This window comes from Caballeronia sp. LZ003 (assembly GCF_031451465.1).
GTDB lineage: Bacteria > Pseudomonadota > Gammaproteobacteria > Burkholderiales > Burkholderiaceae > Caballeronia.
Genome location: NZ_JARUXJ010000003.1, coordinates 1,143,529 through 1,162,475 on the forward strand (window position 1 = coordinate 1,143,529; position 18,947 = coordinate 1,162,475).

The 18,947-nt window shown below is 60.4% G+C and carries 19 protein-coding genes and 1 pseudogene; 8 read left to right on the plus strand and 12 right to left on the minus strand.

Going from position 1 to position 18,947, the window contains the following annotated elements:
- A pseudogene (locus QCE79_RS22340) lies at positions 1 to 100 on the minus strand (succinate dehydrogenase, cytochrome b556 subunit); the annotation flags it as partial.
- 219 nt (positions 101 to 319) lie between these two features.
- Between QCE79_RS22340 and QCE79_RS22345 the strand changes: the two are divergent.
- Entirely contained in the window at positions 320 to 1,210 is an 891-nt protein-coding gene (locus QCE79_RS22345; protein WP_309848036.1) for a LysR family transcriptional regulator, read from the plus strand.
- Positions 1,211 to 1,239: 29 nt separating this feature from the next.
- Here QCE79_RS22345 and QCE79_RS22350 read toward each other — a convergent pair whose 3' ends face one another.
- From QCE79_RS22350 to QCE79_RS22375, 6 genes are all read right to left on the minus strand, one after another.
- Positions 1,240 to 1,515 carry a hypothetical protein gene (locus tag QCE79_RS22350; protein ID WP_309848037.1) on the minus strand — a complete coding sequence of 92 codons (276 nt, stop codon included), beginning with the start codon at positions 1,513 to 1,515 and terminating at the stop codon, positions 1,240 to 1,242.
- 190 nt (positions 1,516 to 1,705) lie between these two features.
- Positions 1,706 to 2,410 carry a TetR family transcriptional regulator gene (locus tag QCE79_RS22355; protein WP_250468368.1) on the minus strand — a complete coding sequence of 235 codons (705 nt, stop codon included), beginning with the start codon at positions 2,408 to 2,410 and terminating at the stop codon, positions 1,706 to 1,708.
- Positions 2,411 to 2,451: 41 nt separating this feature from the next.
- Positions 2,452 to 3,369 carry an ABC transporter permease gene (locus QCE79_RS22360; protein WP_309848038.1) on the minus strand — a complete coding sequence of 306 codons (918 nt, stop codon included), beginning with the start codon at positions 3,367 to 3,369 and terminating at the stop codon, positions 2,452 to 2,454.
- Positions 3,366 to 4,472, minus strand: a complete 1,107-nt coding sequence (locus tag QCE79_RS22365) for an ABC transporter permease (protein WP_309848040.1) — start codon at positions 4,470 to 4,472, stop codon at positions 3,366 to 3,368. The genes QCE79_RS22360 and QCE79_RS22365 overlap by 4 nt, the downstream gene beginning before the upstream one ends.
- Positions 4,469 to 6,040 carry an ABC transporter ATP-binding protein gene (locus QCE79_RS22370; RefSeq protein WP_309848041.1) on the minus strand — a complete coding sequence of 524 codons (1,572 nt, stop codon included), beginning with the start codon at positions 6,038 to 6,040 and terminating at the stop codon, positions 4,469 to 4,471. The genes QCE79_RS22365 and QCE79_RS22370 overlap by 4 nt, the downstream gene beginning before the upstream one ends.
- Complete coding sequence (locus QCE79_RS22375) at positions 6,037 to 7,044, minus strand: BMP family protein (protein WP_404989399.1); 1,008 nt, start codon at positions 7,042 to 7,044, stop codon at positions 6,037 to 6,039. Before QCE79_RS22375 ends, QCE79_RS22370 begins: the two co-directional genes overlap by 4 nt.
- Positions 7,045 to 7,219: 175 nt before the next feature.
- On the opposite strand from QCE79_RS22375, the gene QCE79_RS22380 reads away from it, so the two are divergent.
- Genes QCE79_RS22380 through hpxZ form a run of 5 tightly spaced genes read left to right on the plus strand, consistent with a single transcriptional unit; the run spans position 7,220 to position 11,174 of the window.
- The gene (locus QCE79_RS22380; RefSeq protein WP_309848260.1) at positions 7,220 to 8,023 is read left to right on the plus strand and encodes a cysteine hydrolase; all 804 of its coding nucleotides are present in this window, start codon (positions 7,220 to 7,222) and stop codon (positions 8,021 to 8,023) included.
- Complete coding sequence (locus QCE79_RS22385; RefSeq protein ID WP_309848043.1) at positions 8,020 to 9,153, plus strand: amidase; 1,134 nt, start codon at positions 8,020 to 8,022, stop codon at positions 9,151 to 9,153. The genes QCE79_RS22380 and QCE79_RS22385 overlap by 4 nt, the downstream gene beginning before the upstream one ends.
- 49 nt (positions 9,154 to 9,202) lie before the next feature.
- A complete protein-coding gene (locus QCE79_RS22390; protein ID WP_250494077.1) occupies positions 9,203 to 9,400 on the plus strand; it encodes an AtzG-like protein in 198 nt (65 codons plus the stop codon).
- Positions 9,397 to 10,800, plus strand: coding sequence for an AtzE family amidohydrolase (locus QCE79_RS22395; protein WP_309848045.1), 1,404 nt, complete (start codon positions 9,397 to 9,399; stop codon positions 10,798 to 10,800). The genes QCE79_RS22390 and QCE79_RS22395 overlap by 4 nt, the downstream gene beginning before the upstream one ends.
- Complete coding sequence (gene hpxZ, locus QCE79_RS22400; RefSeq protein WP_250494079.1) at positions 10,797 to 11,174, plus strand: oxalurate catabolism protein HpxZ; 378 nt, start codon at positions 10,797 to 10,799, stop codon at positions 11,172 to 11,174. Before QCE79_RS22395 ends, hpxZ begins: the two co-directional genes overlap by 4 nt.
- A 56-nt stretch (positions 11,175 to 11,230) precedes the next feature.
- Here hpxZ and QCE79_RS22405 read toward each other — a convergent pair whose 3' ends face one another.
- The 5 genes from QCE79_RS22405 to QCE79_RS22425 form a co-directional block, all read right to left on the minus strand.
- A complete protein-coding gene (locus QCE79_RS22405) occupies positions 11,231 to 12,667 on the minus strand; it encodes a cytosine permease (RefSeq protein WP_309848048.1) in 1,437 nt (478 codons plus the stop codon).
- A 108-nt stretch (positions 12,668 to 12,775) separates the two neighbouring features.
- Positions 12,776 to 13,939: an acetylornithine deacetylase gene (argE, locus tag QCE79_RS22410; RefSeq protein WP_309848049.1), complete on the minus strand. Its 1,164-nt coding sequence runs from the start codon at positions 13,937 to 13,939 to the stop codon at positions 12,776 to 12,778.
- Positions 13,932 to 14,609, minus strand: a complete 678-nt coding sequence (locus QCE79_RS22415; RefSeq protein ID WP_244830203.1) for a DUF1028 domain-containing protein — start codon at positions 14,607 to 14,609, stop codon at positions 13,932 to 13,934. Before QCE79_RS22415 ends, argE begins: the two co-directional genes overlap by 8 nt.
- 15 nt (positions 14,610 to 14,624) lie before the next feature.
- Entirely contained in the window at positions 14,625 to 15,056 is a 432-nt protein-coding gene (locus QCE79_RS22420) for a RidA family protein (protein WP_244830202.1), read from the minus strand.
- Positions 15,057 to 15,113: 57 nt separating this feature from the next.
- Positions 15,114 to 16,445: an NAD(P)/FAD-dependent oxidoreductase gene (locus QCE79_RS22425; RefSeq protein WP_244830201.1), complete on the minus strand. Its 1,332-nt coding sequence runs from the start codon at positions 16,443 to 16,445 to the stop codon at positions 15,114 to 15,116.
- Positions 16,446 to 16,679: 234 nt separating this feature from the next.
- Here QCE79_RS22425 and QCE79_RS22430 point away from each other — a divergent pair, with 234 nt between their 5' ends.
- Both QCE79_RS22430 and QCE79_RS22435 read left to right on the plus strand, forming a co-directional pair.
- A complete protein-coding gene (locus QCE79_RS22430) occupies positions 16,680 to 17,606 on the plus strand; it encodes a LysR family transcriptional regulator (protein ID WP_250468380.1) in 927 nt (308 codons plus the stop codon).
- Positions 17,607 to 17,772: 166 nt separating this feature from the next.
- Positions 17,773 to 18,921: an SRPBCC family protein gene (locus tag QCE79_RS22435; protein WP_250468381.1), complete on the plus strand. Its 1,149-nt coding sequence runs from the start codon at positions 17,773 to 17,775 to the stop codon at positions 18,919 to 18,921.
- The last annotated feature ends 26 nt before the right edge of the window (positions 18,922 to 18,947 follow it).

Here is an 18,947-nt window from a genome sequence, read left to right on the forward strand (position 1 = left end):
GGATGGACACCTTCCCCGCGAGCGGCAAGCGATACTTCGCGAGTTGACCAAGCCCGATGTTCCGGAACTCGGGCCTTGGTTTTTTTACGGCTTCAGCCACGGGAAGACCCCTTCTCACTTTGGATTGAGCAACCGCAGCACGTCGCCGGCACGCTCGTCGAGCGCGACTCGTCCCGTCGGCCTCAGTCGAAAACCGGCCGCGTGTATTGGAGGAAGAGTTATAGGCGCGCGGTCTGCGCGATAGCGTTATTTTGTCGCGTCGTTGTTATACTGTCCAATATCTATCTCGTCTTTCTGAAATAGCTTTAACAGATATCGCATGGAATTGCGCCATATTCGTTATTTTCTGGCCGTGGCCGAAGAGCTAAACGTGACGCGCGCGGCGGAGCGGCTTGGCATCGGGCAGCCGCCGCTCAGTCAGCAGATTCACGCTCTAGAAGACGAAATCGGCGTGCGCCTGTTCCGTCGCACGGGGCATGGCGTGGTGCTGACCGAGGCCGGAGAAGCGTTTGCGGCCGATGCCAGACGCATCCTGAACGACACGCGCATTGCCGTGGAAAACGCGCAAAGCGCGGGACGCGGTGAAATGGGGCAACTCAACATCGGTTTCACGGGTTCGGCGGCGTTCAATCCGGTCGTGTCGCAACTGATTCGCGCGTATCGGCAGGCGTTTCCTAACGTTACGCTTACGTTGGCCGAAGGCAACACCGCCCAATTGCTGGCTTATCTCGATGCAGGCACCGTCGATGTCGCGTTCGTGCGGCTCGGCAGCCAGTCGCCCGCGGGCGTCGAGTTTCACCACATCGCGGTAGAGCCCATGCGCGTGGTGCTGCCCGGCACGCATCGGCTGGCGAAGAAAAAGAAGATCGCATTGTCAGCGCTGGCCGAAGATCCCTTCGTCATGCTGCCGCGCGTGGCGAGTCCGACGCTGCACGATGTGATCGTCGGCGCATGCAGGGAGGCCGGTTTCGAGCCCGTTGCAGGCCAGCAGGCGCCGCAGCTTTCGTCGGTCGTGAACCTCGTCGCAGCCGAGTTCGGCGTGTCGCTCGTGCCGGCTTCCGTGTGCCAGATACAGGTCGAAGGCGTCGTGTATGCCGACATGACCGGCAAAGCCGTATCGATCAGGCTTGCGTTGGCATCGCGGATTGAAGCCACGCAAGCCAAGACCGCGAACTTTCTCGATATGGCACTGGGTTTTGCTCAGGTTTAGGGTGGCCGCTTCCGCGTGAGCGAAGCCGCTCATTCGGCCTGAGCGTCGTGCAAATCGCCGAACAAATCCGACGTCGCACCGCTCGATGGCTGCAACGACTGCAACGCGCCGCTCCTGACCTGTTCGAGCACTTGCGGCGAGAGCCACCGCTCTTCCATTGCGGCGATGCCGCTTTCGATCATCTGCTGCAGAAAAAACGACTGCTTGCGCCCAGTCGCTTCCGCCAGTATGCGTAATCTTTGTTCGATCGCGGGCTCGACACGAACCGCGACGACCTTCAACTTGTTTTCGGTGGACCTTCTCAACCTTGACTCCCAATGCATGTCCCGCGTCGATAACGGACGCGTGCGTGGCTCGGCTTTTATCACAAAGAGGCGGCGCATCGCAATGCTTCTTTGCTGCGGCCTTCGCAAACATGCCTGCGCGCGGCTTGAATCGCACGCTTATTCACGCATTCACCGCATCACGCATTCACCGCATCACGCATTCACCGCATCACGCATTCACCGCGAGCTTCATCGTACCTTCTCTTGCGAGAAACGCGCGCACGAGTTGATGCGCCTGATCCTTGTGCGCGGATTGCCACGATGCGGCGAGCATCTCGGTATCGAACATGCGTGACAGCGTGTACGCGTTCGATTTGTGAAAATACGCGAGACTCACCAGCGTGACATAGAGATGCAACGGGTCGATGCCGCGTCTTAACGTCCCTGCCGTCTCGCCACGACGGATCAGCGTGCGCAGCATGTCGAGCACCGGCGACGACATTGCTGGAATGACCTTCGAACGCTTCATGTAGCGCGCGCGATTCAGGTTCTCCCATGAAAGCAGACACAGCAGCTCGGGGTGTGCCGCGAAATGGCCTTCGGTGAAGTCATAAAGTTGCAAAATGCCCGCGGCGGGATCGACGGTATGCGCGTCGAGCGTGACAGCTAATTCGGCTTCGCGAAGGCGCGCGAGCACATGCTCCAGGACTTCGACATAAAGCGCTTCCTTGCCGCCGAAGTAGTGATAGATCATGCGGATGTTGACCTTCGAACGGCTCGCGATGGTCTCTACGCGCGCACCGGAAAAGCCCTTGTCCGCGAACTCGCGAATGGCGATCCTGAAGATGCGCTCCTTCGTCTTCGCCGCGAGCTGCGCGCGGCGTGTGGGCGCGGCATCTTCTTTCGAGGCGCTTTTCAGCTTGGGCGGGGCCATGAGTCGTGTCGTTGATAAGGACATGTCGATGTTACCCGCCTTTAACGTCTGAACGGCAGCGTGAGCGCGGGCGGTGCGGTCTGTCTGCCGATGAGCCCCGCCACCGCGATCAACGCAAGCAAATACGGCAACATGATGAGCAACGCGGTGGGCACGTGCAGGCCGAACATCGGTAGCTGAAACTGCATGGCCGTGGCGGCACCGAACAAGAGACACGCGAGCGCCGTGCGGCCGATCTTCCAGTTGCCGAAGATGATGGCGGCAATCGCCAGATAACCCGTACCGTTGGTCATATTCTCCGTGAACGTGTGTATGTCACCGATGGAAATGAAGCAGCCCGCTGCCGCCGACATCACGCCCGAGTACACCACCGCGCCATAACGAATGCGCGTGACAGGCAGCCCCGATTGATCGACGGCGCGTGGCGCGACGCCTGTCGCATGCAGCGCAATGCCGAGCGCGGTGCGGCGCATGATGACTGACGTTGCGATCAAGCCGGCAAACCCTGCATACAGCAGCCACACCTGACCGAACACCGGCTCGCCGATCAACGGGAATTTGCCGAGCACGGGCGGCGACCAGTGCGCGAGGCCGGGAATGACCGCGCTGGAACGTTCGCCGAAAACTGCCCGGTATGCGAGCGTCGTGCCACCAAGCGCGAGAATGTTGATGCCGATGCCCGTCACGATCTGATTCGCGCGCAAGGTCACGCTCAGAAACGCCTGCAGCAAGGCAAGCGGAATCACGCCGAGCATGCCGCATAAAAGCCCGAGCGAGGGATGCCCCGTCAGCCAGGAAAACACCGCGCCGAGAAACGCGCCCGTCAGCATCATGCCTTCGACGCTCATGTTCAACACGCCTGCGCGTTCGCTGATGAGTTCGCCGGTCGAAGCAAGCAACATGGGCGCGGCCAGGCGAATGGATGCGCCCGCAAAGACCGCGAGAAGTTCGAGGTTCATCGCGAAGTTTCTCCTTTATCGAGCCACATTGCGCCGCCTGCCAAAGCGATGGTGACGATGCCCTGCACGATCAACACGAGCGCCGAAGGCACTTGCGCGACCATCTCCATGTTGATGCCACCCGAGCGCAAGAAGCCGAACATCAAGGCCGCCGCGAACACGCCGGTGATCGAACCACGCGCGAGCAAACCGACGACGAGGCCATCGAAACCGTAGCCCGACGAGAAGCCCGCCTTCAGCGAGTATTGATCGCCTTGCAGCATCAACGCGCCGGCGAGTCCGCTGAACGCGCCTGCGATCGCAAGCGCGCCGACGAGCGATGACGTAATCGGCAAGCCCGCGCGCTTGGCGGCAACGGCGTTGAGCCCCGCTGCGCGCAACGACAGGCCGAAGCGCGTGCGCGCGAGCATCACGGCCGATGCAACAGCCAGCACGAGCGTCACCGGCAAGCCGATATTCAGGTTCATGCCGCTTGCCATGAAGATGGCCGGCAGCTTGGTTACATCGGGTATTTCCAGCGATTCAGGCAAGGTCGCGCCGCTCGTCATTGGTTGACGCAACAGTGCATCGCTTTGCACGCACCAGTAAAGCAGCCACACGGCGATGAACGAAAGCAGCAGCGTACTGATGACTTCGTTGGTACCGGCTTTAGCTTTCAGCACGCCGGGCACGCCGCCCCATACCGCACCCGCGGCGGCCGCCGTGAGCATCGGCACGATGAAGGCGAGGCCGAAAGGCAAGTGCGCGCATCCGCCGTAGAGACTCAACGCCGTGGCAACTATTCCGCCTATCGCCAGTTGCCCTTCTCCGCCCACGTTGGTCAGCTTCGCGCGATTTGCGATGACGAAGCCCGTGCCGACGAGCGCGAACGCGAGGCTGCGATTGACGGAGGCCCCGATTGTATAGGGCGAGCCCCACGCGCCATCTGCGAACGCGGCGAGCGCATCGGCAATGGATACGCCCATCAACGCGATCAAGCCGAGCGCCGCGAGCATCGCAAAGAGCACGGCCGCCGCGATCACGAACGCAACGCGTAATTGCGGCGCATGGCGCGCGCCGGACGTTGCCGCGAAGGGCCGATGCAGCTTCATGTTGACGTTCATGCGTTATCTCCCGAGCCCGCCATCCATGCGCCGATACGACCGCGATTGCTCGCATCGGGCGTACATGTGCCCATGATACGACCGCGATACAGCACGACGATGCGATCGGCGACGCTCATCAGTTCGTCGAGTTCAGAGGAAATGAGCAGCACGCCCACGCCGCGGTCGCGCGCCGCGCGAATATGCGCATAGACGGCGGCCACCGCGCCGACATCGAGCCCGCGCGTGGGCTGCGCCGCAAGCAGGAACAGCAAAGGGTCGAGCGTGAGTTCGCGTGCAAGAACGGCTTTCTGCTGATTGCCGCCGGAGAGTCCGCCGAACAATGCATCGGGGCCGCTTGCACGCACGTCGTAACGTTGCATGAGTTCGAGCGCGGCATCGCGCATGGCGCGGCGGCGCAGAAAGCCACCGCGCGTATAGCGGTCGAGATGATTGAGCAAGAGGTTGTCGGTGAGACTCATGCCGGTGACGCAGCCTACCGCGTGACGATCTTCCGGCACGATACCGACGCCCGCTTTCGTGAGTTCGCGCGGGCTGGCGTTGGTCATGTCGCGGCCAGCGATAAAGAAGCGCCCCGACGATGCGCTCAGCATGCCCGCGAGCACCGCGCCGAGTTCGCTTTGACCGTTGCCCTCCACGCCCGCGATACCGACGATCTCGCCGCGATTCACGACGAGCGTGCAGTCCGCGAGACGCGTGACGCCTTCCGCGTCGCGAGCGCTCAGGCCGTCGAGTTGCAGTACTTCGTCATCGAGCGGTCGCGAGTACGGCGAGCCGCTTTGCACGAGTGACAGACGCGTCGCGAGATCGTCGGCGGCATCGCTGTCTTCGCGATGAATCATCGCGTGCACGAGCCGGTCGATATCCCTCGATGGATTCGACGAACGCGCGACCACGCGTCCGGATTGCAGCACGGTCGCACGTGTCGCAATGCGGCCGATTTCCTTGAGCTTGTGCGTCACGAGCACTACCGCGCAACCGCGTTTCGCCACGCGTTCGCACGTGTCGAGCAACGCATCGATCTCGGCGGGCAAGAGCACGGCGGTGGGTTCATCGAGCAGCAGAAGACGCGGCTCGCGCATCAGGCATTTGACGATCTCGACGCGTTGCCGTTCGCCGACGGACAAGTCCGCGATCTTCGCGTCGAGCGCAAGATCGAGACCGACGCTCGCCAACACGTCTTGCACGCGCGTGGCTTCCGCTGGCCGGTCGAGCCAGCCGCGCGCCTGACCGAGCAGCAGGTTGTCGAGCACGGTGGCATCGTCGACGAGACTGAAATGCTGATGCACCATCGCGATACCGTTCGCGAGCGCTTCACGCGGATTGCGCGGCCGATACGGCGCGCCGTTGACGCGCATGGCGCCTGCATCCGGCTGATGCACACCGAAGATCACATTGCACAGCGTCGACTTGCCCGCGCCGTTCTCGCCGAGCAAACAATGCACGTCGCCGGGATACAGGTCGAGCGAGACGTCGTCGAGCGCCGTGAACGCGCCGAAGCGTTTGCCGATTCCCTGCAGCGAGAGAATGGGCGAACTATCGGCGGATGGGGAAGCCAGCGTGCTCATCCTTCAGAAACCTTGATCTTGCCGCTCTGGATATCATCTTCGATCTGCTTGATCTTGGCGTCCATGGCGGGCGTGGATTTGCAGATCACCATGCCGGATGCTTTCGGCCCCATTGCAAGGCCGAACGCTTTATAGCCCGGCTGCCATTGCCCCTTCTCCAGTTGCTCGATGGCGTACTGCGCCTGATAGCCCACGCCCGTAATGCTGTATGCGATGTAAAGCGGATCGCTTCCGCAACGGTCCGTATAGCTGCCGATGATGTGCGTGTCTTTTTCCTTCGCCGCTTGTTCGAGCCCGCGCAAGCCGAGATTCAGGATGTGATAGTGCACGTCCGCGCCCTGCGCGATGGCCGCTGCCGTCGCTTCGCGCGCCTTCGCCACATTGTCGAAGTCGCCGGTATAAGCCTCGAAGTACTTGACCTTCGGATTGATATAGCGCGCACCGTTGCCGAATTCCTTGCCCGCATTCACGATCGACGGAATTTCCATGCCGCCCACATAACTCACCGCGCCGTTCTTCGACAGCATAGCTGCGGCCGCGCCCGCGACATAAGCGATCTCGGCCTGCTTCACGTCATAGCCCGCGACATTTGGCGGCATGTTCTCGCCCTTGTTGCCGCCGACGATGGAGAATTTCACGTTGGGAAAGCGCTTCGCGACCTTGAGTACCGCAGCCTGCGTCTGACCGCCGATGCCGATCACGAGCTGATTCTTCGTCGCGAGATTCGTGAGCGCCTGCTCCATGTCCGCGTAGTTGATGTTCTCGATGATCTGCGTCTTCAGCTTCGGGCCGAACTCCTTTTGCGCGGCCGCGACGCCTTCATACCCCGACTCCATCCAGCCCTTGTCGGATTTCGAACCGGGGATCAGGACGCCCACGCGCATCGCTTCATCGGCCGCGTGCGCAGGGCGGATAAAGAACGCCGGCACGCCGAGCGCAACTACGCCGGCAATGGCCACGACGCGTTTCATCAGGATGGAAGGCTGTTGCGAACGGAACATCACTGGCACTCCTTTTGCGTTGAGTTTCGGTAAGTAGGTTATTCATGAGCGAAATGCACATTGCAACTTCAATGCCATGTTCAACCCGCGCGTGAATGTCGAATACTTCGCGCCAGTCGCGTTCGGTGTCATCGGCGACCTGCGGCAACATCCTCAACTCTTTCCGATGGAGAACACGATGGACCACGCCCCGAACCCCGCCACGGCAGGCGCTGGCTTGCTCGGCGCATTTGCGCAGACGCGCTGGCAAGCGACGGAAACGCTCGTCGATATGGCCGTGCGAACGCCCGTTCCGCGCCTCGCGACACTCGATGCCAAGCCGCAGAAAGTGCGCTTCGACATCGAGAAAACAGCGCTCGTGATCATCGACATGCAGAACGACTTCTGCACCAAAGGCGGGTGGGTCGACCATATCGGGGGCGATTACGGTGCGGACCGTGCACCAATAGCGCCATTGCAGCGCCTGCTGCCGATCGCGCGGAAAACCGGCGTGCCGGTGATTTGGGTGAACTGGGGCAATAGGCCCGATCTCGCCAACATGCCGCCTAATCAACTGCATCTGTATAAGCCGAAGGGAACGGGCATCGGGCTTGGCGAGGCCTTGCCTGAACATGGCGCACATGTCCTCGAAAAAGATTCGTGGGCCGCCGCCGTGGTCGATGAACTGAAGATCGAGCCGCAAGACATCAGCGTGGACAAGTACCGCATCAGCGGCTTTTGGGACACGCCGCTCGACAGCATTCTGCGTAATCTCGGTACACGTACCGTGTTTTTCGCGGGCGTGAACACGGACCAATGCGTGATGCACACACTCACCGATGCCAATTTTCTCGGCTACGGTTGCGTGATGCTCATCGATTGTTGCGCGACTTCATCGCCCGACTTCTGCACGGAAGCGAGTATCTGGAACGTGAAGAAATGCTATGGCTTCGTCGCGGATTCGTTGCAATTCGCCGACGCATTGAACAGCACGGCCGCATGAACGCTTTCGTTCCCGGTCCGCGTATTCGCGTGAACGCAACCGGCAGCGGCGCGCTCGATGGCTTGCGTTTTGCGGTGAAGGATTTGATCGATATCGCGGGCGTGACGACGGGCGGCGGCAATCCCGATTGGTTTGCCACGCACGATGCCGCGCAATGTCATGCGCCGTGCGTGGCGAAGCTGTTAGCGGCGGGCGCATCCGTGGATGGCAAGACCATCACCGATGAACTTGCCTACAGCCTCGAAGGCGCGAACGAACACTATGGCACGCCGCTCAATCCGCGTTGGCCGCATGCGTTGCCGGGTGGATCGTCGAGCGGATCGGCATCGGCGGTTGCGAGCGGCAGTGTCGATTTCGCACTCGGCACCGACACCGGCGGCTCGGTGCGTGTGCCTGCCGCGTTCTGCGGACTCTGGGGCATACGGCCAACGCACGACGCGGTATCGCTCGATGGCGTGCTGCCGTTTGCACCATGCTTCGACACGGTCGGATGGTTCGCGCGCTCGGGTGATGTGCTTGCGCGCGTTGCAAACGTGCTCCTCGATGAGGTCGCTTCCCACGATGCTCCCACGCGTCTCGTGCGCTGCAAGGAAGCATTCGACGCGCACGGTTCCGCGCGTCTGCGCGAATTTGCACCCGCATCCGCCGAGATCGAACTCTTCGCGGGCGAGGGCTCGGACTGGCTGCATGTCTATCAGCAGTTGCAGGACGACGCGATACGTGCGTCTCTTGGTTCATGGATCGACACGCATACGCCGCGCTTCGGAGCGAACATCGCGCCACGCTTCGCGCGGCTCAAGTCGATCGACGACGCGGAAGTGAATCGGTGCCACGCTTTACGCGAGGAATATGCGGCACATATTGCGCATATCGTCGCCGATGCCTTGATTGTGCTGCCAACTACGCCCGTCTCGCTTTTGCGCCAGAATGAAACGTCGGAGCGTATCGGCGCGTTCTATCGCGATGCCTTGACCTTCAACGCCATCGCGGCATTTGCCGGACTGCCGCAAGTGACCATACCCATTGCGAACGAGTCGACCGGCCCGCTCGCGTTGTCCTTGATCGGTCCGCGTAACAGCGACCGTGCCTTGATTGCGCGGGCGCGAAGTCTGTTTTCCAAAATCGAATGAGGTAGACGACCTTGTCTACTCATCATCGCTTTCAACATCGAACGAGACCATGAACAAGCCACCGGAAATCGATGGAACGCTCGACGCTTATGCCGACGCCGCACTTCGGCTGCACTTCCCTCATCTAACGGATGACACCGCCGCGCGTGTCAAGACGCAATTCGCGCGCATCGCGCAACTCGCGGCACCGGTACTCGCCTATCCCGTCGATGCCCAGGATGAACCTGCGCCGGTGTATCGCCCATGACCATCAACGACGCATTCCCTGCTGGCGCAGTTGCCATTGCACGCGCCTATGCCGACGGTGCATTCAGTGCGCGCGAATTGATCGAAGCAACGCTCGCTCGCATCGACACGTTTAACGCGCAGATCAACGCCTTCACCTCGATCACGCGCGAACGCGCACTCGATGAAGCCACTGCCCTCGATGCACGGCGCGCGAGCGGCGCTGCTTTGCCACCGCTCGCAGGCGTTCCCTTTGCGGCGAAGAACCTGTTCGACATCGCGGGCGTCACGACGATCGCGGGATCGCGCGTGCTCGCCAATGCCGCGCCCGCCGCTGCGGATGCAACGCTCGTTCAACGACTCACCGATCATGGCGCAATCATGGTCGGCGCGCTCAACATGGACGAGTTCGCCTACGGTTTCACCACCGAGAACAGTCACGCGGGACCGTGCCGCAATCCGCACGACCTGACACGCTCGGCGGGTGGATCGTCGGGCGGCAGCGCCGCGGCGGTCGCGGCGGGCTTCGTGCCGCTCACTCTCGGAAGCGATACGAATGGGTCAGTGCGCGTGCCTGCCTCGCTGTGCGGCGTGTTCGGCGTAAAGCCGACCTATGGACGCTTGTCGCGGCGTGGAACGTATCCGTTCGTCGCGAGTCTGGATCATATGGGTGCATTCGCGCGCAGTGTCGAGGACCTCGGCGCTGCCTATGAGGCGCTACAGTTTGCCGATCCACTCGATATGGCTTGCGCGCAGCGTGAATTCGAACCCGCGCGTGCGATGAGCGGAACCTTGCGCGTTGCACGTCTGACCGGCTATTTCGACGACTACGCAAACGACGATGCGCGCAACGCATCGCTCACTGCGTCAGCCGCGCTCGAAGCGACGGATACCGTCGAGTATCCGGATGCCGATGCGGCGCGTGGTGCAGCGTTTCTCATCACCGCTGCCGAGGGCGGCCAATTGCACATGAAGGACCTTCGCGCGCACTACGACGAGCGTGAGCCTTTGTCGCGCGACCGCTTGATCGCGGGTGCGTTGCTGCCTGCCGCATGGATCATTCAGGCGCAACGCGTCCGCGCTTCGTTGCGGCGACGCGTGCTGGAACTCTTCGAGCGCTACGACGTCTTGATCGCGCCAGCGACGCCAGTCGTGGCGCCGCGCATCGGCGACGAGTTCATGGAGGTCCGCGGTGAGCGAATGGCAGTGCGAGCCAGCCTCGGCATGTTGACGCAACCTATCTCGTGCCTTGGGTTGCCCGTTGTGACCGCGCCTATGCGAACGGAAGCCGGCTTGCCGATGGGAGTTCAGTTGATTGCCGCGCCGTGGCGCGAAGACCTGGCATTCGAAGCCGCCCGGCGTCTGGAGCAAGCTGGCGTAGCGGGTTGTGCGACACCGCGTTTTGCCGAGGAGAAAGCGTGAACGAGATCAATCGACCGGATGTTCTCGAGGAAGTGAATGCGGTGTTCGACGCGTATGAACGGGCCCTGACTAGCAATGACGTCGCGATGCTGGATGACCTGTTTTTTGATTCGTCGCTAACGGTGCGCTATGGGGCGACGGAAAATCTCTACGGCTACGACGCCATACGCGAGTTTCGTGCGGCACGGTCCGGAACAGGTTTGGCGCGCGAGGTGACGGCACGAATGGTTACGACCTATGGAGATTCGATGGCCGTTGCAAATATCGAATTCCAGAGGGAAGGCGACGCGCGTATAGGCCGACAAAGTCAGACGTGGATACGCTTCGAGGATGGATGGAAGGTCGTCAGCGCGCATGTCAGCTGGATGACCTAAATGCGACCGCGAGCGGCGATCCTCATGCAGACGGATCGCCGCGACGCCAGGCATCATCACTCGTATCCGGGACCTGTGCGCGCTTGCCGCATCGTCAACGCGCCCTCTTGTCTGCGCCGATAGCCCGAATCCCGCGAAGCCAGCCAGTAATAAAGCGGCGAAGTCAGCAGCAGGCCAATGACCCACGACAGATCCGCGCCATCGAGATACTTCGGCACGGGACCGGCGTACATCGGCGTATTCATGAACGGAATCTGCACGATGATGCCGATTGCATAAGCGATCAAAGCCTGCGGATTGAAGCGCCCATAAATGCCGCCATCGGCTTCGAAGATCGATTGAATATCGTACTTCCCTTTATGGATGACATAGAAGTCGATCAGGTTGATCGCGGTCCAGGGCACGAGCACCACGAGCAAGGCAAGCACCAGATCGACGAGATTTCCCACGAAGTTGGTCGATGCGCCAATCGCTCCATAGCAGCAGGCAAGCAGAATCGCGACTGAAAGCACGGCGCGCGCTTTGGCCTTGGGAATCCAGCGATAAGCGAACGTCTGCAACGAAGTAATCGTGGCGAGCACCGCGCCATAGAGATTGAGCGCGTTATGACTAATCACGCTAAGCAGAAACAAGACGAGCATGGGCAAGCCGAGGGGGCCGGTCGCAGTCTTGACGGCGTCCATGGTATCAGCGCCGGGCGCGACGGCAAGCGCGGCGACCGCACCGAAGGCAAACGCAAGCGAGGAACCAATGGTGCAGCCCAGATAAGTCGCCCAAAACGTCGACGCTACACGCACATTGCTCGGCAAATAGCGCGAGTAGTCGGAAACATAAGGTGCAAACGCAATCTGCCATAGCGCGGACAAGGAAACGGTAGCCAGCCAGCCCGCGAAATTGAAGCCGCCGCGCGTGAAGAAGTCGGCCGTCGCGATATGCGTGAAGATGTATCCAAAGCCCACGAAGATACCGATGCCCAGCACCCACGTACCGATTCGATTGAGTATGTGAATGAATCGATAGCCGATGATCCCGATCAACCCCGAGCCCACTGCACCGATGACGATCCCGACCGGCACCGATATGGACGTTTCGATGCCATGCAACGACTTGCCCGCGAGCACGATATTCGATGCAAAGAAGCCCACGTACATCACGCCCGCAATCACCGTGACGAGCAAGGCACCCCATGATCCGAACTGCGCGCGGCTCTGGATCATCTGCGGGATACCCATCTGTGGCCCTTGCGCCGAATGAAGCGCCATCAACACGCCGCCCACTGCCTGACCGACGATGATCGCGACGATTCCCCACAGCAAGTTCAAATGGAATATCTGCACGCCAAGCGCGCCCGTCACGATAGGCAATGGCGCAATGTTTCCGCCGAACCAGAGCGTGAATAGATCGCGCACCTTGCCATGCCGATCCTCCGGCGGCACATAGCCGATCGTATGCTTCTCGATGAACGAGGACGTGTTGCTATCCGACGTATTCAAAGTCGTCTCCTTTATTGATTTGGCGCATGCGCGAGTCGTTTCGAAAGACCATGCGCACCGCGGAGCCCGTCGAAAGTCTCGGGGCTCTCGAACGCGCCATGGCGCGTGTCAGGAAGCGGTTGCTAAATAATCCGCAAGACGCGCGAGCATGGCGTCGCAGGCGTCAAGTTGCTCGACGCTCACGAACTCGTCGGGCTTGTGCCCTTGATCCATGCTTCCCGGTCCGCACACCACGGTTGGGATGCCCGCTTGATTGAAGAGTCCGCCTTCGGTGCCGAACGCCACCGTGCCGAACTCGTTCGAGCCACTAAGAAGCGTCAGCAAGCGCGCTGCTTCGCTATCTGGCGGTGTGGCCAAGCCCGGATAGGCGCTCAAGGATTCGAAGCGAATGTCCGTGTCCGCTTTCACCGCGCGCATCTTCGGAAGTAATTCGGCTTCGGCAAAGCTTTGCAATTCATCCGCCACCTCATGCGCGTCGAAGCCGGGAAGCGCACGCACTTCGAAATCGAATTCGCATTCCGCCGGCACGATATTGAGCGCACGCCCACCTTTGATGACGCCTGCTTGCACGGTCGAATAGGGTGGATCGAAGAGTGCGTCATGGTGCTCGGGCCGTGCCAGGTGCTCGCCAATATCATCCAGCTTGCCGATAAGACGTGCTGCATACGCTATGGCGTTCACGCCGTAGGGCGCGTAAGCCGAGTGACAAGCCGCGCCCTTCACCTGGCAGCGCATGGCGAGCTTGCCTTTATGACCGAGCACCGGCTTCAGTTCGGTAGGCTCTCCGATCAGGCACAAAACGGGCTTGTGTGGGCGCCTTGCCAGTTGCTCCAACATGCGCCGCACCCCAAGGCAACCGACTTCCTCGTCGTAAGAGAAGGCAAGGTGTACGGGCATGACTAGCGATTTCTCAAGGAACGTGGGGACCGAGGCCAGCACCGAAGCGATAAAACCCTTCATATCCGCCGTGCCGCGGCCATATAAGCGCCCTTCCTTCTCGGTAAGCCGAAAGGGATCGAGCGTCCAGGCTTGGCCATCGACGGGCACGACATCGGTATGACCGGATAGCACGATGCCGCCCCTGTCACGCGGACCGATCGTCGCAAACAGATTCGCCTTCGTTCGCTCGGCGTTATAAAACAGTTCGCTCTCGACGCCGAGATTCGCAAGGGTGTCGCGAACGAACTCGATGAGTTCCAGGTTCGAATCGCGGCTGACGGTTGCAAAGCCGATCAGCCGTTCGAGCAAGTCGCGGCTCGACATCTCACTCATTGCCCGGCACTCCATAGCTAGGCGCCACTGTCGGGTTCAGCGCACGGGTCACGTAGTCCTGCATTTGCGGCCGATAAGCCTGCCACAGACCATCGAGCTGGCCGATGGGGTCGGCGTCGGCCCAATCGACGCGCAGATCGACGATAGGCCAACTCAGATCGCTTACGATCTTGAGCGCCGCGGAATGCACCGGTCCGGCTTCGCCGCCTGCGGTCATCGCCGCCCGCATCGCAGCGAGCAAACGATCCGCCAGCATGCCTTTGGTGTTTTCGAACGCGGGAATCATGGCTTCGATCACGCCGAGGCTCGCAAGCATGTTGCCTGCGGCGACGCATTGATCTCCAGCCACCGCGTGATGCAGGCCAAGCGCTTCCTTGCCGCTAAAAAACGCGGTGCGGCCATGAGCGTCGATGACCGTTACTTGCCGATATTCGCTGTACGCATTCGCATCGAGCGCACGGTCGAGCGCCGCCTGAGGATCGAGTTGCGCAGTGTCGATGAGGTCGAGGATCTGCGGCCCAAGTGCGGGCAAAGTCACGTTCTGCGTGGCCACCGCGCCCACGCCGCCGCGTGCCCACGGACATCGCGCGCCCACGGCGATACTCGACGAACTGATTGCAATGCCAAGCTGGCCGGTTTCCTGGCAACGTCCGATCACGGAGAATGTCATGCAAGGCTCCTCGACTTAGGCGGGCTTCCAACCTTCAGGAATGACCGCGATCACATCGATTTCCATCAGCCATTCCGGCTGTCCCAACGCACTCACCACCAGCCCCGTCGAAATGGGAAACACGCCCTTGAGCCACTTGCCGACTTCCTGGTACACCGGCTCGCGATAACGCGGATCGATCAGATACGTGGTCGTCTTGACGATATGGCTCATGTCGCTGCCCGCCTCTTCGAGCAACTGCTTGAGATTCTTCATCGCCTGCTCGGCTTGCGCGCGTGCATCGCCGAGACCCACCAGATTGCCTTCGAAATCCGTTCCCACCTGACCACGCACATAGACCGTGTTGCCGGCGCGCACGGCCTGGCAAAGATCGTTATCGAGCGTCTGGTTCGGGTACGTATCCTTCGTGTTGAACATGCGGATACGCGTATGCGTAGGTTGGCTCATCGATGCACCTCGAAGCTGAGAATGATTGAATAGTGAGTGCGGCGTCTTGGGTGATCGTCAACTCACGCCCATCTCGCTGACCTTGTGCACGCGCGGATCGCTGAATGTCGCGGCTTGGTCGGCATGACGGCGCGACGCATCGTGATACGCGAGATACTTGCGCTGCGTGACGATATGATCGGCAATATGTTTTGCATCGTGCCAGACGCCCCAGATGAAAGCGGAGCCGCGCCGCGAAAGCCAGGGCAAGCCAAGGAAATAAACGCCGGGCTCCTTGGAAACGCCGCGCTGATGCTTGGGCTTGCCTTTATCGTCGAAGGCGTTGACATCGAGCCAGCTGAAATCGACGGCGTAGCCGGTTGCCCAGATGATCGAACTCACGCCAGCATCGGCAAGGTTCAGTTCGAGAACAGGTTGCTTCATGCATTCCGGATCGGACGGAATGATGCGTGCCTCGGGCTCGTCCGGCAGATCGATACCATTGCGCGCCACATACGCGTCTGCGGCGCTCAGCAAAGACAAGTAGTTGTCGTCGCCGTTGTTGATGTTGGTCGTGAGGTCTGGCTGAAACGTTGCAATGCCATTCTCGAATGACTTCGTGAGACCGACGAGGTTCATGCCCTGATGCGCGAGACGGCGGAAATCGACTGTTTGTCCACCGCGCGCGCCACTCACTGCAATCGTGACGTGCTCCTTGCCCGGCCGCATGACTTCCGCATCCCACTCGCCGAGCACGCCCAGCCACCAGCAAAAATCACGGCCACGATACGCGCGCGGCGGACGGTCATGCGGGCCGACCGACAAATACACCTTCCTACCGGCGCGCATTAGTTCATCCGCAATCTGCACGCCCGACGATCCCGCGCCTACCACGAGCACCGCGCCTTCCGGCAATTGCTCAGGATTCCGATAATCAGCCGAATGAAGCTGCGTAAGACGCTCGTCCTTCGGGGCGATAGCCGGGATGACCGGCTTCTGGAACGGACCAGTAGCGACGACTACACGGCTCGCTTCGATCACGCCTTCCGATGTTTCGACGGTGAAGCCTTGCCGCCCGACATTGCGAACCACCTTCTTGACTTCGACGCCCGTGCGAATGGGTGCATCGAACTTTTCGGCGTAGGTGACGAAGTAATCGGCGACCTGATCTTTATTGGCAAAGCCATCGGGATCGACTTCATCGAACTCGAGATTGGGGAAACGATCGTGCCACGCCGGACCGTTCGCCACGAGCGAGTCCCAACGTCCCGTGCGCCAGCGTTCCGCAATGCGGTCGCGTTCAAGAACGAGGTGCGGCACGCCGAGCTTGCTCAGATGCTCGCTCATCGCCACGCCGGCCTGACCGGCGCCAACGACGAGCGTGTCGATTGAGGTTATTTCCACTGTCATGGCTATGTCCTTCGATATGGCTTTACTTCGCGGAAGTGTCCGGCGAAGTCAGCGTCCTTGAAATACGTGCAGTCGTACGTGGCTGGCGTGCTGCCAATGAAGCCCAAATTTACGCTTGAGCGCAGAATTCTAAAAATATATTTAAAAAATGCTTAGCATCGGTTTTGACTATGCAATCCTTTTTGGCGAAGCCACAATTCGGCCGGTCAACCGTTTAGAGGCGGAGCGTTTCCGATGGAAAACCACCCTTTGCGTTACTCGCTTCGGCAATTGCGCTACTTCGTCGTGACGGCGGAAGTGCTGTCTTTTACAGCCGCCGCGCGGCGCCTGCACATTTCGCAGCCGTCGATCTCGACCGCGCTCGCGGACCTCGAAATATCGTTTGGCGTGCAGCTTTTCATACGGCATCACGCGGCGGGATTGTCGCTTACGCAAGCAGGCCGAGACCTTCTGGGGCAAGCGCGCAACCTGCTAAAAATAGCCGAAGAATTGCAAATGGCCGCTAAGGAAATGGATGGCGGCATGACGGGCTCGATCGCACTCGGCTGCCTCGTTTCACTTGCGCCGCCGCTCATGCCGGGGCTCATAAGCCGCTTTACCGGCGAGCATGCAGGGATTTCCTTTAGGACCGTCGAGGCGCATCAGGATGGCCTGCTAAGAGGCTTGCACGACGGCTCGCTCGATATTGCGCTGACCTATAGCCTGGATTTGACCGAGGACATCGCGTTTACGCCACTGCTTTCTCTGCCGCCTTATGTCATCTTGCCGAAGACGCACCGGCTAGCCCGCGCGCGCAAGGTCTCCTTAGCGGATCTCGAAGCGGAGCCTTACGTGATGCTGGATTTACCGCATAGCCGAGAGTATTTCGCGGCCCTTTTCGATGCCGTCGGCAACCGGCCGGTTCCCGCATTTCGGTCGTCGCAGCCTGAAGTCGTGCGCGGCATGGTGGCTAACGGCTTAGGCTATAGCATCCTCAATTTTCCGCTCAAATCGAATCGCACCGTAGATGGTGAAGACTTCGTGATTAAGCGCTTCAAGGACAACGTCAATGCAACGACGCTAGGCATTGCGCAATCGCGCACCATGAAGCCGCGCCAAGTGGTGCAACGCTTCGCCTCATTTTGTGAGAACTATATCCGGCGGCTGCATCTAGACGCCTAAGAAACGCCAAAGCCAGGAACGCTACATAGGCAAAAGCTCTGCTTTGTATCCGAAAACAATATTTTGGCTGGTAATTTGGCTTGATAAATTTGTTGCCATGCGAGCGCAACGCCTTGCCGACTCTACGCTGGCGCGCTTATAAGGAAATAGATTCAAGGAGTCTTTCATGACCAGCCAGGCAAGAACGATCCCGATCACGGCACTCGTCGATGAGTTGCGCGCCGGTTGCGAACGATCGTTCAACGACGCGCATGCCATGCCGCCTGGCGTCTACACCTCCGCCGATTTTTTGTCGCTCGAAGAGCGCGACATCTTCGAACGCGAATGGCAATGCGTTGGCCGCGCAAGCGCCTTGAAGATGCCGGGCGACTACCTGACGGCGCGCATTGGCGCACAGCCTTTGGTGGTGTTGCGCGATGAGCAGATGCAACTCAAGGCGATGTCCAACGTCTGCCTGCATCGCATGTCGGTTCTGCTCGAAGGGCGCGGCAACGTGCGCAGGATCGTGTGTCCATATCATGCATGGAATTACTCGCTGGATGGCGCGTTGCAGGGCGCACCCCTAATGGACCGTCAAGAAGGTTTCTGCAAGGAAAGCTATAAGTTGCCCGCCGTGCGTTGTGAAGAATGGCAAGGCTGGATCTATGTAACGCTCGACGATCAAGCGCGGCCGGTCAGTGAACAGCTTGCCGATTTGAGCGGGCTCATCGATGCCTACGGCATGGAGCACTACATCGAAACTTTCTATGAAGAGCACGTGTGGGACACCAACTGGAAGATCCTCGCTGAAAACTTCATGGAGAGCTATCACCTGCCCATGCTGCATCGCGCGACAGTAGGACCGCATTCACGTCTTGAAGAGATGGAATGCCCGCCCGGCTTTCCCGCATTTAATTACCACTGGATCACGAAGGAAGCGTCTCTGCCCATTGGTAACGCGCATCCGGACAACACGCGGCTTACGGGACACTGGCGCAAGACCACGGCGCTGCTGGCGATCTATCCGACGCATCTCGTCACGCTCACACCTGGCTACTTCTGGTATCTCGTGCTGCAACCGCAAGGCGTTGGCCGCGTGCATATTCGTTTCGGCGGCGGTCTTGCGCCCGAGTTCATCGCCGACCCAGAAGCGAATGCGCATATGGCCTCGCTCAAGACCTTGCTCGATGAAGTCAACGCGGAAGACAAGCGCGGCGTCGAAGCGGTTTTTCGTGGCGTACATGCGCCGCTTGCAAAGCCCGGTCATCTCAGCCATCTCGAACGGCCCAACTATGACTTCGCGCGCTATCTCGCCAGCAAGGTTGGCGCGCATTGAACATCACTGCAAACGGACAGGACCGA

Bases quoted from the DNA above. Each gene is read 5' to 3' on its own strand.
- QCE79_RS22395 (WP_309848045.1), top strand. From the start codon at position 9,397: ATGACCATCAACGACGCATTCCCTGCTGGCGCAGTTGCCATTGCACGC.
- QCE79_RS22385 (WP_309848043.1), top strand. From the start codon at position 8,020: ATGAACGCTTTCGTTCCCGGTCCGCGTATTCGCGTGAACGCAACCGGC.
- QCE79_RS22380 (WP_309848260.1), top strand. From the start codon at position 7,220: ATGGACCACGCCCCGAACCCCGCCACGGCAGGCGCTGGCTTGCTCGGC.
- QCE79_RS22420 (WP_244830202.1), bottom strand. From the start codon at position 15,056: ATGAGCCAACCTACGCATACGCGTATCCGCATGTTCAACACGAAGGAT.
- QCE79_RS22360 (WP_309848038.1), bottom strand. From the start codon at position 3,369: ATGAACCTCGAACTTCTCGCGGTCTTTGCGGGCGCATCCATTCGCCTG.
- QCE79_RS22345 (WP_309848036.1), top strand. From the start codon at position 320: ATGGAATTGCGCCATATTCGTTATTTTCTGGCCGTGGCCGAAGAGCTA.
- QCE79_RS22355 (WP_250468368.1), bottom strand. From the start codon at position 2,410: ATGGCCCCGCCCAAGCTGAAAAGCGCCTCGAAAGAAGATGCCGCGCCC.
- QCE79_RS22365 (WP_309848040.1), bottom strand. From the start codon at position 4,472: ATGAACGTCAACATGAAGCTGCATCGGCCCTTCGCGGCAACGTCCGGC.
- argE (WP_309848049.1), bottom strand. From the start codon at position 13,939: ATGAGTGAGATGTCGAGCCGCGACTTGCTCGAACGGCTGATCGGCTTT.
- QCE79_RS22435 (WP_250468381.1), top strand. From the start codon at position 17,773: ATGACCAGCCAGGCAAGAACGATCCCGATCACGGCACTCGTCGATGAG.
- QCE79_RS22430 (WP_250468380.1), top strand. From the start codon at position 16,680: ATGGAAAACCACCCTTTGCGTTACTCGCTTCGGCAATTGCGCTACTTC.
- QCE79_RS22415 (WP_244830203.1), bottom strand. From the start codon at position 14,609: ATGACATTCTCCGTGATCGGACGTTGCCAGGAAACCGGCCAGCTTGGC.
- QCE79_RS22425 (WP_244830201.1), bottom strand. From the start codon at position 16,445: ATGACAGTGGAAATAACCTCAATCGACACGCTCGTCGTTGGCGCCGGT.
- QCE79_RS22370 (WP_309848041.1), bottom strand. From the start codon at position 6,040: ATGAGCACGCTGGCTTCCCCATCCGCCGATAGTTCGCCCATTCTCTCG.
- QCE79_RS22390 (WP_250494077.1), top strand. From the start codon at position 9,203: ATGAACAAGCCACCGGAAATCGATGGAACGCTCGACGCTTATGCCGAC.